Here is a 13,526-nt window from a genome sequence, read left to right as displayed (position 1 = left end):
CCGACTCTTCTCGGGTGATGACGCACGATTCGGAGCGTCCGGCGGACAGGGTAACGCGGCGCAAGTTCCTGCTGACATCCGGCGCCATCGGCGCGGCCGGCCTCGCAGGGTGTGCGGGCGGGGGCGACGAGGCGACGGACACGCCGGAGCCCTCGGGCGACGGCGGTTCCTCGGACGGCTCGGGCGGCTCCTCGGGCGACGGGTCGGATTCCTCGGACGGCTCGGACGGCTCCTCGAGCAGCCCCAACGAGCCGTCGCTGCTCACCGGCGAGGGGTCGTCGACGGTCTACCCCATCGCGAACAAGGGCGCCTCCTACTGGAACGGCAACGCCCCGCCGAGCGACGGCGAGTACTGGGGGAGCAACGACGAGGGGTCGGTCCCCGGCTGGTCGGAGATCGAGACGGACCAGCACCTCGCGGACTACTTCGCGAGCCAGTACGGCTTCGAGCCGACCGGCGAGCGCTCGAACCCGCCCTACCGCGCGACCATCGGCCTGAGCCACTCCGGGACCGGCTGCGAGGCGGTGACCGACGGCCTCGTCGACATCGGTAACTCCTCCGGCCCCATCACGGCCGAGCTCGGCTGGAGCGAGGAGAAGCGCGACGAGGAGGTCGTCGACCACGTCCTCGGCCGCGACGGCCAGCCCATCGTCGTGAGCAGGGACATCTACGACGCCGGCATCGACCAGCTCACCGCCGAGCAGGTCCGCAAGATCTACCAGGACGAGATCACCAACTGGTCGGAGATCGGCGGCCCCGACCAGGAGATCTTCTGTATCGGCCGCGCGGTCGGGTCGGGCACGGACACCTCCTTCCGCCTGAACATGCTCGGCGACGCCGAAGCCGAGATGCCCGGCGTCGACACTCGCCAGGGCCAGAACCAGGGCGTCGCCCAGCTCGTCCGCCAGAACGAGGGCGCCATCGCGTACATGGCGCTCGCGTTCACCGGCGAGCAGGTCCAGCCCATCGCGCTGGAGTTCGACGGCACGGTCTACCAGACCAGCAAGGACGCCGAGAACACCATCTTCGACAGCTCCTACCCGCTGAACCGCGACCTGCACATGTACACGAAGATCACCGAGGAGACGCCCAGCGGCACGGACAACCGCGAGGGCGCGTTCATGCGGATGTTCCTGACGCAGTTCGGCCAGCGGGTCTTCGTCGAGGACAACAACTACATCCCGCTGCCGACGGCCGACCTCGAGGCCGAACTGGAGAAGCTCCCCGACACCGCCTGAGGCGTCCCCCGACCCGGCCGGTCGGGTGCTCCCGGCCGCGGTCCAGCTTTCGCATACAACCATGGCTACAAAACAGAGAGACTCCGACGGGTGGCAGTCCCGGCTGGCGTCTCGGTACGCTCGGTTCGCGGAGTTCGTACGGAGTACAGACAACGACGCGGTCGCCGCGGGCGCGCTCGGCGCCCTGTCGCTGGCGGGCGCGTTCGCCGGCTTCCTCGTGACCTCGCCGTACACCGCGGTGTGCATCGTCGGCTTCCTGGCGGCGGTGGCGTACGGCTGGGTTCGCCACCGGGAGCTGGCGGCCCGCGGCGTCACGCTCGCGATGACCGTCTCGACGGTCGTCATCCTCGCGCTGATCACCGTCTTCATCTTCTACGAGGCCTGGCCGATCCTGGCCGAACGGAGCGGGACGGTCTTCGGGATCACCGTGCCCGGCCTCGAGATGTTCACCACCACGGACTGGAGCCCCGCCCAGGGGACGCCCCGCTACTCGATGCTCCCGATGATCCAGGGGACCGTCCTCGTGACGCTCATCGCGACCGCGGTCGCCGGCCCGCTCGGCGTCGCCGCCGCCCTCTTTCTCTCGGAGATCGCCCCGCCGGCGGTCCGCGAGGTCGTCAAACCCGGCGTCGAGATCCTCGCCGGCATCCCCTCGATCGTCTACGGCTTCCTCGGGTTCACCGTCTTGAGCCCGTGGGCCTCCGACGCGTTCGCCCTCGTCGGCCAGGGCACGTACCTGTTCGTCGGCATCGTCGTCGGCCTGATGGCGCTGCCCACCGTGGTTTCGGTCGCCGAGGACGCCATCAACAGCGTCCCCGAGTCGATGAAAAGCGGCTCGCTCGCCCTGGGGACGACCGACTGGCAGACGATGACGACGGTCACCATCCCGACGGCCTTCTCCGGCGTCTCCGCCGCCGTGTTGCTCGGCGTCGGCCGCGCCATCGGCGAGACGATGGCCGCGACCGTCATGCTGCGCAACACGCCGACGATCGCCGAACCGCTGTACAACGTCTTCTACGGCTTCGACACGCTCACCTCGCTGATCGCCGCCAACTACGGCTCCTCAAGTGGATTCCAGAAGGACGCGCTGTTCGTCGCCGGCTGTATCCTCTTCGTCTCCGTCCTCGCCCTCAGCATCGGCTCGCAGCTGATCGAGCGCCGCATGGACCGGAAGGTCGGGGGTGTCGAGTGATGGCGGGCGCCGCCGAATCGTCGGTCGTCCGCGGCGACACCTCGACCTACGAGACGGTCGCCGCGCTGACCGTCGGGCTGGCCGCCGTCCTCTTCTTCCTCGGGCTGGCGGCCACCGTCGAACTCGTCTCGATCACCGGCACGCTCGCCGGTCTCCCGACGCTGACGACGCTGGGCCTGCTTTTGGTCCTCATGGGCGCCGCGGTCGGTGGGTTCGGGCTGGCCTCCTACCGGGGGATCTTCCCGACCGACCCGCGGGCGAGCGCCGGCTTCGTCGCCGCGGGGCTGTTCTCGGCGCTGTGGGGCCTCGTCGGCGCGCTCGTCGCCGCCGAGACGCTCGGGCTCGGCCCCGTCGGCGGCGCCGTCGGCGGCCTCGGCCTCGCCGCCGTCGCCTTCTTCGCGACCGCGCTCCCGCGGGAGGACATCGGCTCGACGCTGCCGGCCGGCGCGCTCGCGGGCTTTTTCGGACTGGTCTTCCTGCTGGGGATCATCGGCCCCGAGTGGTCGTGGTCGCCGTCGAACTTCCCGGACGCCCAGTCCGTGACGTTCTTCGCACGCACGGTCGCGCCCTTTGCGGTCATGGCGTCGTCGCTGGTCGTCGGCTGGGCCGCCGCCAAGGCCTACGGCGGCTTCGGCGCCCGCGGCCGGCACCTCGGCGCGTACCTGCTCGTCTATCTCAACGCCATCGCCATCATCGCGGTGCTGGTCGCACTCGTCGCCTTCGTCGTGTTCAAGGGCCTCGGCCCGGTCACCGAGGGGATCGAGGTCGGCCTCGGCGTCGGCCCCGCGACGACCATCGGCCTGTTCGGGTTCGGATTCGACGTGGTCTGGCCGGTGTACTGGCCGTTCCTGATGAACGGCGCGTCGCTGTTCGCCGACATCACGGGCGTGTTCCCGGCCATCGTCGGGACCGCCTGGCTGGTGGTCGGCGCGGTCGTCCTCGCGGTGCCGCTGGGCGTCGGCGCGGCCGTCTTCCTCACGGAGTACGCCGAGCAGGGCCGGTTCACCAACGTCGTCGAGGTCGCCACGAACGCGCTGTGGTCCACGCCGAGCATCGTCTTCGGCCTGTTCGGCGCCGCGTTCCTGGTGCCCCGCTTCACCCCCCAGCCACAGAAGTCGCTGCTGGCCGGGATGATCACGCTGGGGTTCATGCTGCTGCCGCTGGTGGTCATCACGGCCCGCGAGGCGATGATCGCGGTGCCCGACGAGTACCGCGACGCCAGCGCGGCGCTGGGCGTCTCGAAGTGGGGGACGATCCGTAGCGTCGTCCTCCCGGCGGCGATGCCGGGCATCGTCACCGGCGTCATCCTCGGGGTCGGGCGCATCGCCGGCGAGACCGCCCCGCTGCTGCTGACGATGGGCGGCGGGTCGTTCGTCCCCGCCGGCCAGCGGGCGAAGGTGCTGAACAACTTCCAGCTATCGTGGTCGCCGCCGTTCGTCACCAACCCCGAACTCACGCAGGCGACGACGGCGCTGCCCTACCAGCTCTGGCAGGTGGTCCTGACCGGCACCGGCGAGACAGCCGGGGTCAACGACGTTCTCGCCTTCGGCTGGGGGACCGCCCTGGTCCTGCTGGGCGTCGTCCTCGCGTTCTACGCGGTCGGTATCGCCACGCGACAGTACTTCCGGAGCAAACTGAGCTATGAGTGAGACAGAACCGAAGACCGAGGGCACAGCGCGCTCGTCGGAGACGACGACGGGCGAGACCGACGAGCGGATCCGCGAGGCGTGGCGCGAGTACGAGTTCGCCGGCGAGGCGAAGCTCAGCGTCTCCGACCTGGACGTCCACTACGGCGACGACCACGCGCTGCAGGGCGTCTCGATGGACATCCCCGAGGAGAGCGTCACCGCGCTCATCGGTCCCTCCGGTTGCGGCAAGTCGACGTTCCTGCGCTCGCTCAACCGGATGAACGACCGGATCAGCGCGGCCCGCGTCGACGGCTCGGTCGAGCTCGACGGCGAGGAGATCTACCAGGACGGCGTCGACCTGGTCGAACTCCGCAAGGAGGTCGGCATGGTGTTCCAGGCGCCGAATCCCTTCCCCAAGTCGATCCGCGACAACATCACCTACGGACCGCGCAAACACGGCGACCTCGACACGGGGCTGCTCGCGCGGCTGACCGGCCGCGACGACAGCGAGGAAGCCGACCGGCTCGTCCGGCGGGCGCTCGAACAGGCGGCGCTGTGGGACGAGGTCAACGACCGGCTCGACGACAACGCGATGGGGCTGTCGGGCGGCCAGCAACAGCGGCTCTGTATCGCCCGCTGTCTCGCGGTCGACCCGGACGTGATCCTCATGGACGAACCGGCCTCCGCGCTGGACCCGGTCGCCACCTCGAAGATCGAGGACCTCATCGAGGAGCTGGCGAAGGAGTACACGGTCGTCGTCGTCACGCACAACATGCAGCAGGCGGCGCGTATCTCCGACCAGACCGCCGTCTTCCTCACCGGCGGGCAGCTCGTCGAGTACGACGACACCGAGACGATCTTCGAGAACCCCGAGAGCCAGCGCGTCGAGGACTACGTCACCGGGAAGTTCGGGTGATCGCCGTGACGCGCGAGACATACCGGGCGGCGCTCGACGACCTCCGGGCCGACGTGCGCGCGCTGGGCGACGACGCGCTCGCCCAGCTGGACGACGGGCTGGCCGCGCTGACGACCGGCGACGACGACCTCGCCCGGGAGGTGATCGACGGCGACGCCGCGATCAACGATCGGTATCTCGCCCTGGAGAGCGACTGCGTGGACCTGCTGGCGCTCCAGCAGCCGGTCGCCTCGGACCTTCGGTTCGTCGCCGCCTCGTTCAAGATCCTCACGGATCTGGAACGGGTGGCCGACCTGGCGACCAACCTCGGGCGGTACGCGCTGGCGGCCGACCGGCCGGCCGACGAGGTGGACGTGCGGGCCATCGGCGACGACGCCCGCGACCAGGTGGCGGCGGCGCTGGACGCCTACGAGGCGGGCGACGCCGACGCCTGCCGCGCGGTCGCCGCGCGGGACGACGATCTGGACGCGCTGTGCCAGCGCGCCAGCGAGCGGGTCGTCCGCGACCTGCTCGAACGGGAGGCCGGCGACGATTCGTGGGCGGCCGAACGGGTACTGGACGACGTGTCCCGACTGTTGCTGACGGTCCGGGACCTCGAACGCGTCGGCGACCACGGGGTCAACGTCGCCGCGCGGACGCTGTACATGCTCGAAAGCGACCCCGAGTTGCTCTACTGATGCAAACCCGCAAACTCCAGCAGGTCGGCGGCGGGACGTACACGGTGTCGATCCCCAAGGAGTGGGCGAACGACCACCAGCTCGAAGCCGGGATGGAGCTGTATCTCACCACCCACGGCGACGACTCCATCGTCCTCCGGGCCGCCGAGAAGGACGTGGACGAGCTCGCCACCGCCACCGTCGCCGTCGACGGGGCGGATCCCGCGCTGGTCCGGCGCGCGCTCCGGGCGGCCCACGCCGCCGGCTTCGAGACGGTCACGCTCGAGCCGGCCGACGCGTTCACCGACGAGCAGCGCCGGGCCGCCCGCTCGGTGGTCCGCAACCTCGTCGGGACCGACCTCCTCGTCGAGACGGAGGGGGAGATCACCGTCCAGCACCTGCTCGACGCGGCGAACGTCTCCGTCCGGCAGTCGGTCGTCCAGCTGCAGTTCACCGCGCTGTCGATCCACCGCTCGGCGACGGACGCGCTGGTCGACGCCGACGCCGAGGCCCACGAGCGGCTCCGCGGCCGCGCCGACGAGGCCGACCGCCTCTTCCGGATGGTCGCGCGGCACCTCTCGCGGTCGCTCGTCTCCATGGAGGAGATCGACCGCCTCGGACTCTCCCGCCCGACGCTGTTCGACTACTACGTGACCGCCCGGGCGCTGGAGGGGGTCGCCCGCCAGGGCGTCGGCCTCGCCGACGCCGCCCGGCGGCTCCCCGAGCCCCTGCCCGACCCGGTCGCAGAGAACGTCCGCGAGGCCGCCGAGGCCGCCCGGTCGGTCGTCGACGACGCGACGACGGCCGTGCTCGACGACGCCGACGAGGACCTGACCGCGATCGCCCTCGACGGTCACGAGCGGGCCGTCGCCGAGGTCGAGGCCGTCGACGCGGCGCTGTTCGACGAGGCGACCGACCCCTTCGACGGCTCGACCGCCGCGACCGTCGCGCTGGCCCGCGCGCTCGACCGCCTCGGGCGGACCGCCGACCGCGGCGCCGCCGTCGCCGACGTGGCCGCCCGCGCCGCCGTCCGCGAGCGGAACCGGCACCACTGACCGCGACATCCTCTCCGGACTGCCGGTCGTTTCCCACAGGATTCGTCGCGTTCGACGGTGAAACCCTCGTAGAACAGCGGTCCGCACTGCTCCGCGATCGGGGCGGCCCCCGGGCTACGCGTCCGACGTGCTGTCGTCGCGGTGCTCCTCGATCGTCGACTGGACGACAGCCCAGTCGACCGGCGGGGCGCAGTCGGCCAGGTCCGACTCGACGGCGGCGACCGCCTCGCCGAACCGGTCGGTCCACTCCGGTTCGGCCGCCGCGTCCAGCCGCTCGCCCAGCGCCCCGTGGCGGCCGTCGAGGTCGTCGAGCCGGGCCGCCAGGTCGTCCAGGCCGCCCTCGTCGACGGGGTCGGCGTCCTCGCGGTCGGCCCACGTCCGCAGATCCGCGAGTTCCGCCCGCAGGTCCGCGACGGTGAGGCCGGTCGCCCGGTGGCTGAGCGTGGCGTCGAACCAGGCCCGGGCCGGGTCGTCCGGTCTCGCGTCGGCGTCACCGCCGGTTTCGAGCGTCTCGACGGCGGCCGCCAGGTCGTCCAGCGAGGCCGCGAGCGCGTCGAGGTCCTCGCCGAGTTCGCGGACGCGGACGGCGTGGCTGTCGAGCCACCGCTCGAACGCCTCCAGGTCGAACTGGATCTCGTCGGCGGTCCGCTGGACCTCCCGGGCCCGCTCGTCGACCCGGCGGAGGCCGTCGGCGACGGCGAACCGGGCGGCGGGGTCCTCGCGGTCGTCGACGACCGACTGGAGGTCCGAACCCAGGTCGGCCGCGCGGTCCTCGACGGCGGCCACCTCGGCTGCAAAGTCCGCCAGGCGGGCCTCGACGGTCGGGAGGTCCGGGGCCGACTCGGCGGCCTCGCGGGCGTCGTCAAGCGCGATACCGGCGAGTTCCACCCGCGTCTCGGCGGTCGTGAGCACCTTCGAGGTGAGTTTCAGCGACTCGCGGAGAGCCGTCCGGCTGACGACGCCGTCCTCGGCGACGAACCCGAGCGCGGCCCGGACGGTCTCCGGGTCGCGGTCGGGCTCGCGGGCGCGGACGCGCTCGACCGCCTCGTCGACCGCGAGCCCGTCGAGTTCCGCCGGCTCCTCGGCGCTGGGGCCCTCGGCGTCCCCGCCGGTCCCGTCGCTCGCTCCCGTCCCGTCGATGTCGTTCGTGGTGTCGCTCATGGTGAGGTTCGACGCGCCGGACCCGTGGGTCGGCTACGTCGGGGTACCCGTCGCTACCGGAGCGACGGACAAGACCGTGACTAAGTTCGCTATATCGACCCAGTGATCGATGGGGGGCGCTATAGAGAGCTATGTATCCGGGTCGTCCGACGCCGGTCCGGAGTCGGTCCCGTCGAGGCCGCCGGAGCCAGTCCCGTTCAGGCTGCCGGAGCCGGTCCCGTCGAGGCCGCCGGGGCCGTCGGGGAGGCGGACGGTGACCGTGGTGCCGTCGTCGCTGTCGAAGGAGACGGTGCCGCCGAGCGCGTCGACGCTCCACTGGACGACCCAGAGGCCGATGCCGGTGGCGTGGTTCAGCTGGGTCTCGGTCCCGGCGTCGAGCGGCGCCAGCTCCGCCTCGGGGATGCCGGGGCCGTCGTCGGCGACGGTCACCCGGAGCTCGCCCGCGTCGACGGTCGCCGTCACGGAGACGGTCGGGTCGTCGACGTGGTCCACCGCGTTCTCGACGAGGTTGGCGACGACGAGCCGGAGCAGTTGCGGGTCGGTCGCGGCGGTGGCGTCGTCGTCGACGGTCACGTCGACGCTCGCGGCGGCCCCGCGGTAGTCGGCGACCGCGCCGGAGAGGACCTCCGCGACGGGGGTCGACCGGTAGCGCGGGCCGTCGCGGCGACACTGTTCGAACGCCCGGGCCTTCTCGCCGATGTCGATGAGTTCGCGGGCGCTGCCCTCGATGATGTCCGCGCTGTCGACCAGCCGGTCGTCGTCGCTGCGGTCGGCGATGAGCTCGGCGTTGCCGGCGACGGCGGTCATCTTGTTGCGCAGGTTGTGCCGGAGGACGCGGTTGAGCACGTCGAGCCGCTGCTCGCGGCGCCGCTCGCGGGTCACGTCCTGGAAGACGAGCGTCGTGCCGACGGTCGCGCCCTTCGGGTCGGTCAGCGTCGACCGCGAGACGAGGAACTCCCGGCGGCGCCCGCCCGAGCGGACGGTGACGAGTTCGTCCGCCGCGCCGGGGTCGCCGGCCGACGCGGCCGGGTCGGTCCCGCCGGCGACCGCGCCGTCGGCCGCGCCCCCGTCGGCGACCGGGTCGGCGTCGAGGTCGACCAGCTCGGAGACGGGGGTGCCGAGCAGCGTCGTCCCGTCGCGGCCCGACTCCAGCAGCGGGTCGGCCGCGGCGTTGTAGTCGACGACGCGGGCGTCGGGGTCGACGACGAGCACGGGCGTCCCGATGTCGTCGATGGCGGTGCGGTCGGCGGCCCGGCGGGTCGTCGGGTTCGTCTCGAACATGCCGCTGCCGACGAACGCGTAGGCGTCGAGCAGGACGTGCGGGACGAACATGACCGCGACGAAGGCCAGCGAGGGGTCCGGTCCCAGGTCGAAGACCCACATCGTCACCCCGACGGTCGGCGTGACGGTGCTGAGCGCGACGGCGGCGGCCTCGCGCCGGTAGAGGGGGCCGTAGCTCAACACGGTGTCGAGCAGCAGGGCCACCGCGACCCCGGCCGTGCCAGTACCGAACGCGACGGCGAACAGCCCCCACGGTTCGAGCGCGTAGGACACCGTCGCGGCCGGCCCCGTCGGGTCGACCCGGAAGTTCCGCAGGACCACGTCGTTGGCCGGCGCCGTCGCGACGACCAGCGAGGCCAGCGCCGCGACTGGCACGACCGTCCAGCCGTCGAGCAGGCCGCTCCGGCCGGTGTACTTCAGGGCGAACGCGAGGAACAGCGGGCCGACCCACGTCAGCGCCGCCCAGGTCAGCGCCTCGAGGACGAGCCGGCTCCCGGGGTCGGCGACGGTCAGCGACAGCCCGGCCAGCAGACAGAACAGCGCCTGCGCGACCAGCGTCGCGACGAACCAGCCCGCCCCCGGCTTGCCGAGGTGGCGCCACAGGTAGGCGACCAGCGCGACCGTTCCCCCCGCCGCGGCCAGCGACCCGACCGCCAGCCACGACGAGAGCGCGACGAGTCCGCTCACACTTCGTCTACGGACCACGGAGGAGTGAGCGTCGTACCTAACCAGGTAGGTGCCGGCCGGCACCGCCCCGGCCAGCAGCTATTAGTCAGTACGCTGTGAATTGATCGGGCGATGGCAACGACTGGACGGAGTTCCGCGAGCGTCGGCGCCGTGGTGATCGGGCGATGAGCGCGCGCGACGGCGCCGACGGGGACGTGCCCGGCTGGTGGGTGTTCGTCTTCGTGGTGCTCGCGCTGGCGACGCTGGCCGGCGTCCTGGTCGCGCTCGGCGGGCTGTGAGCGGCGGCAGTTCGAGACGGGCCGAGTCGTCGGCCTACATCGAGTCCGGCGCGGCGACGCCCAGCAGGCCGAGGGCGTTGCCGACCGTCTCGCGGGCCGCGGCGACCACCGCGAGGCGCGCGCGGCGGGTCGCCTCGTCGTCGGCGGTCAGCACGGGGCACTCGCGGTAGAAGGCGTTGAACTGCTCGGCGAACGTCCGCGTGTAGGTGGCGACGCGGTGCGGTTCGAGTTCCTCGCCGGCCTCCTCGACGACCGCGGGGAAGCGGGCGATCGTCCGGAGGAGGTCCCGCTCGGCGTCGGTGGCCAGCAGGTCCGGGTCGACCGCGTCGGCGGGGTCGAGCCCCTCGCTCTCGGCCTCGTCGAGGATGCCGCAGGCGCGGGCGTGGACGTACTGGACGTACGGCGCCGACTGCGCCTCGAAGTCCAGCGCCCGCTCCCACTCGAAGGTGATCGACTTCGTCGGTTGCTTGGAGACGATGTCGTAGCGCACGGCGCCGGTCCCGACCTGTTCGGCGATGCGCTCGACGTCCTCGTCGTCGAGGTCGTCGTCGCGCAGGCGGTCGTCCAGCCGGTCCTCGACCTCCTCGCGGGCGCGGTCGATGGCCTCGTCGAGCAGGTCGTCCAGGTCGACGCCGGTTCCCTCGCGGGTGGACATCCCCTCGCCGCCGGGGAGGTTCACCCACGAGTAGAACACCTGGTCCAGCCGGTCGGTGTCGCGGCCCAGTAGCTCCAGCGTCTCGTTGAGCTGGTCGAAGGTGAGCTTGTGGTCCTCGCCGATGACGGTGACGGCGCGGTCGTACTCCTCGAACTTCCACTCGTGGTGGGCGATGTCACGGGTGGTGTAGAGGGTGGTGCCGTCCGAGCGCAGGAAGACGAGGTTCTTGTCGAAGCCCGGGAGGTCGAGCTGCCAGGCCTCGTCCTCGTAGACGGCCTCGTCGAGCGCCTGCAGGCGCTCGACCACGTCGTCGGTCGAGCCGTCGCGCATGAACCGCGTCTCCTTGACGAACTCGTCGAACTCGGCGGGCAGCCGGGCGAGCGTCCCCGTCATCCCGTCCAGTACCCCGTCGACGACCTCGCTGACCCGCTCGTAGGTCGCCTCGTCGCCGTCCTCCAGGCCCTGCATGATGGCCTCGATCTCGGCCTCCGCGGCCTCGACCTCGGACTCGGGCGCCTCGTCGAGGTAGGCGTTGCCCTTGCGGTAGTAGCGGACGAGGTCGTAGTCGGGCTTGTCGCGCTCGGGCTCGGGCAGATCGCTCTCGTCGAAGGTCTCGTAGGCCCAGGTGAACACGGCGACCTGGCGGCCGGCGTCGTTGACGTAGTAGTGGGTGTCCACGTCGTAGCCGGCGAACTCGAGCACGCGGGCGAGCGCGTCGCCGACGATGGGGTTGCGGGCGCGGCCGACGTGGACCGGGCCGGTGGGGTTCGCCGAGGTGTGCTCGACGACGACCGAGGTGTCGCGGTCGTCGAGCCGGCCGTACGCCTCGGCCTGGGCGCGCTCGACCGTCTCCGCGAGGTAGCGGTCGCTGGGGAAGAAGTTGACGTAGGGGCCCTGCGTGTCGACCCGGCCGAGGTAGTCGTAGTCCGCGGGGTCGATCTCGCTCGCCACGTCGGCGGCCACCTGCGGCGGCGGCGCGCCGACCTCGCCCGCCAGGCGGAAGGCGACGCTGGAGGCGACGGCGGCGTCGACGTCCTCGGGCGGGCGCTCGATGCCCAGGTCCTCGGTCGGCAGCTCGAGGGCCGAGAGGGCCGTCCGCAGGGCGTCCTCGACCTCCGAGCGCAGGGAGAGATACATACTCCCCGGTTTTCGAGCGGCGGATATAGGAATGACGAATGTGGCCGGGCGCGACCGGCGCGTTCGAGCGGAGGCGGGTGTGGCGGGACGGTGTGGGTCCGCCGACCGCGGACGGTGTCCGTCGGCCGGTCAGCCGAACAGGCCGAAGCGGCCGCCGGAGTCGTCCTCGTCGTCGTCCTCCTCGTCCTCGTCGACGAACCACTCGCGGTCGACGGCGGTCTCGAGGTCGTCGACCTCGGCGCCCTCGAAGAAGATGCCGATCAGGTGTTCGGTCAGGCGCACGTAGGCGTCGGCGGCGGGGCTGGCTGGGGCGTTGAGCACGAGCGGTTCGTCGGCGGTCGCCTCGATGTCGTCGGGGACCACCGCCAGCAGCTTCGAGTCGAAGCGGTCGGCGATGGCCTCCACGTCCGTCTCGGTGGTCGTCCGGTTGAGGACGGTGCCGATCACCTCGCCGTCGACCCGTTCGGCGAGTTCGGCGGTCTTGATGGCGTCGCCGACGGCCACGTCGTCGGGCGTGGTGATGAGGACGACGCCGTCGGCCAGCCCGAGCGGGACGGTCGTCTCGTGGCTGAGGCCGGCACCGGTGTCGATGAGGACCACGTCGTAGGCGTTGCGCAGCGTCTTGATGACCTTCTTGAGCTTCGCGGGGTCGGCGTCGGCGAACGCCTCCAGGCTCTGCTCGCCTGGGATGATGGTGATCCCGCCCTGCACGTCCGTCAGCGCGTCGCTGACTGCGCGCCCGCCCGCGAGGACCTGGTGGATGCTGGTCTCGGGTTCGACCCCCAGCATCGCGCCGAGGTTCGCCATGCCGAGGTCGGCGTCGACGACGACCACGTCGTAGCCCTCCTCCTCCATCGCCGCGCCGACGTTGACCGCCGTCGTCGTCTTGCCGACACCGCCTTTCCCACCGGCGACCGTACAGACGTAGCCCGCCATTGTGTTACTCCAAATCACGGGGGGCACATAAAGCCGCCGTCCGTTCTGACGGCCGTCCGACGCCCGTCCGTCGGTCAGACCAGGGCGAGGACGTTCGAGACGTGGACCGCGACCAGCTGGAGCCCGCGGGCGGCCGCGACCGTCGGGACGACCAGCCGCCACGGGTCCCGCGACAGCCCCCCGACAGTCGGGTAGTACCGCCAGAGACCGACCAGCAGCGCCACCGCCAGCGACTTCTGGACGACCAGCCCGGCGTAGCCGAGGTGCGCGAGGAACGCGCGGGCGACCGGGTTCGCCTCGAACCCGCCGAGCGCGAGGACGACCGTCGTCAGTCCCGTGTCGCCCACGGCGTACGCGAGGAGCGCCAGCGCCCACGTCCCCGCGGTGACCGGGCGGTAGCGGGGGTCGACGCCCAGATACCACGCCCGCAGCCGCGCGCCGGCCGCTCCCTTCCGCAGACGGCCGCCGACGGCACCGGCTATCCACCCGTAGATCCCGCTGTCGTCCGCTGTCGCGTCCGTTCGCATCCCACTCACCCGGACTGCGTCGACCGCTCGCCGCCGGCTGTCCCACCCACCACGGGGACCGACGCGGCGTGTCGCGTCCGTGCGACCATCTGCCGGTCCCGCCCTCTTAGCTATTGCGGCCGCCACAGATCCGGTTCCCGTCGTCGCGGCCGGTGGGGCCGCCACGAACCGGCCGCCGC

General features: G+C 71.9%; 11 protein-coding genes. 6 read left to right on the top strand and 5 right to left on the bottom strand.

Features of this window, described 5'->3' with window-relative positions:
- Window positions 1–17 precede the first annotated feature (17 nt).
- The 6 genes from ACMGFG_RS02095 to ACMGFG_RS02070 all read left to right on the top strand — a co-directional run bounded on the left by ACMGFG_RS02095 (window position 18) and on the right by ACMGFG_RS02070 (window position 6,685).
- On the top strand, window positions 18–1,238 hold the full coding sequence (locus ACMGFG_RS02095) for a PstS family phosphate ABC transporter substrate-binding protein (RefSeq protein ID WP_436928697.1): 1,221 nt from the start codon (window positions 18–20) through the stop codon (window positions 1,236–1,238).
- Window positions 1,239–1,299: 61 nt separating this feature from the next.
- Window positions 1,300–2,430 (top strand): phosphate ABC transporter permease subunit PstC, encoded by a 1,131-nt coding sequence (gene pstC / locus ACMGFG_RS02090; RefSeq protein ID WP_436928696.1) that lies wholly within the window; start codon window positions 1,300–1,302, stop codon window positions 2,428–2,430.
- On the top strand, window positions 2,430–4,079 hold the full coding sequence (gene pstA, locus ACMGFG_RS02085; protein ID WP_436928695.1) for a phosphate ABC transporter permease PstA: 1,650 nt from the start codon (window positions 2,430–2,432) through the stop codon (window positions 4,077–4,079). The genes pstC and pstA overlap by 1 nt, the downstream gene beginning before the upstream one ends.
- Window positions 4,072–4,974 (top strand): phosphate ABC transporter ATP-binding protein PstB, encoded by a 903-nt coding sequence (gene pstB, locus ACMGFG_RS02080; RefSeq protein ID WP_436928694.1) that lies wholly within the window; start codon window positions 4,072–4,074, stop codon window positions 4,972–4,974. Before pstA ends, pstB begins: the two co-directional genes overlap by 8 nt.
- A 5-nt stretch (window positions 4,975–4,979) precedes the next feature.
- Complete coding sequence (gene phoU, locus ACMGFG_RS02075) at window positions 4,980–5,651, top strand: phosphate signaling complex protein PhoU (protein ID WP_436928693.1); 672 nt, start codon at window positions 4,980–4,982, stop codon at window positions 5,649–5,651.
- Window positions 5,651–6,685, top strand: a complete 1,035-nt coding sequence (locus tag ACMGFG_RS02070; protein ID WP_436928692.1) for an AbrB/MazE/SpoVT family DNA-binding domain-containing protein — start codon at window positions 5,651–5,653, stop codon at window positions 6,683–6,685. The genes phoU and ACMGFG_RS02070 overlap by 1 nt, the downstream gene beginning before the upstream one ends.
- Window positions 6,686–6,799: 114 nt before the next feature.
- Here the strand turns inward: ACMGFG_RS02070 and ACMGFG_RS02065 are convergent, their stop codons facing one another.
- The 5 genes from ACMGFG_RS02065 to ACMGFG_RS02045 form a co-directional block, all read right to left on the bottom strand.
- Entirely contained in the window at window positions 6,800–7,846 is a 1,047-nt protein-coding gene (locus tag ACMGFG_RS02065; protein WP_436928691.1) for a halo transducer protein, read from the bottom strand.
- A gap of 129 nt (window positions 7,847–7,975) precedes the next feature.
- The gene (locus ACMGFG_RS02060) at window positions 7,976–9,814 is read right to left on the bottom strand and encodes a sensor histidine kinase (protein WP_436928690.1); all 1,839 of its coding nucleotides are present in this window, start codon (window positions 9,812–9,814) and stop codon (window positions 7,976–7,978) included.
- 312 nt (window positions 9,815–10,126) lie between these two features.
- Window positions 10,127–11,884, bottom strand: a complete 1,758-nt coding sequence (gene argS, locus ACMGFG_RS02055; RefSeq protein ID WP_436928689.1) for an arginine--tRNA ligase — start codon at window positions 11,882–11,884, stop codon at window positions 10,127–10,129.
- 129 nt (window positions 11,885–12,013) lie between these two features.
- Complete coding sequence (locus ACMGFG_RS02050) at window positions 12,014–12,820, bottom strand: MinD/ParA family ATP-binding protein (RefSeq protein ID WP_436928688.1); 807 nt, start codon at window positions 12,818–12,820, stop codon at window positions 12,014–12,016.
- 74 nt (window positions 12,821–12,894) lie between these two features.
- On the bottom strand, window positions 12,895–13,347 hold the full coding sequence (locus tag ACMGFG_RS02045; protein ID WP_436928687.1) for a DUF5658 family protein: 453 nt from the start codon (window positions 13,345–13,347) through the stop codon (window positions 12,895–12,897).
- Window positions 13,348–13,526 lie beyond the last annotated feature (179 nt).

This window comes from Halosimplex halobium (assembly GCF_051414055.1).
Classification (GTDB): Archaea; Halobacteriota; Halobacteria; order Halobacteriales; family Haloarculaceae; genus Halosimplex; species Halosimplex halobium.
This window is presented reverse-complemented; position numbering and strand designations above follow the sequence as displayed.

Excerpts from the sequence above, each read along its gene's own strand:
- ACMGFG_RS02095 (WP_436928697.1), top strand. The coding sequence starts at position 18 with ATGACGCACGATTCGGAGCGTCCGGCGGACAGGGTAACGCGGCGCAAG.
- pstB (WP_436928694.1), top strand. The coding sequence starts at position 4,072 with ATGAGTGAGACAGAACCGAAGACCGAGGGCACAGCGCGCTCGTCGGAG.
- pstA (WP_436928695.1), top strand. The coding sequence starts at position 2,430 with ATGGCGGGCGCCGCCGAATCGTCGGTCGTCCGCGGCGACACCTCGACC.
- ACMGFG_RS02050 (WP_436928688.1), bottom strand. The coding sequence starts at position 12,820 with ATGGCGGGCTACGTCTGTACGGTCGCCGGTGGGAAAGGCGGTGTCGGC.
- ACMGFG_RS02065 (WP_436928691.1), bottom strand. The coding sequence starts at position 7,846 with ATGAGCGACACCACGAACGACATCGACGGGACGGGAGCGAGCGACGGG.
- argS (WP_436928689.1), bottom strand. The coding sequence starts at position 11,884 with ATGTATCTCTCCCTGCGCTCGGAGGTCGAGGACGCCCTGCGGACGGCC.
- ACMGFG_RS02070 (WP_436928692.1), top strand. The coding sequence starts at position 5,651 with ATGCAAACCCGCAAACTCCAGCAGGTCGGCGGCGGGACGTACACGGTG.
- ACMGFG_RS02045 (WP_436928687.1), bottom strand. The coding sequence starts at position 13,347 with ATGCGAACGGACGCGACAGCGGACGACAGCGGGATCTACGGGTGGATA.
- pstC (WP_436928696.1), top strand. The coding sequence starts at position 1,300 with ATGGCTACAAAACAGAGAGACTCCGACGGGTGGCAGTCCCGGCTGGCG.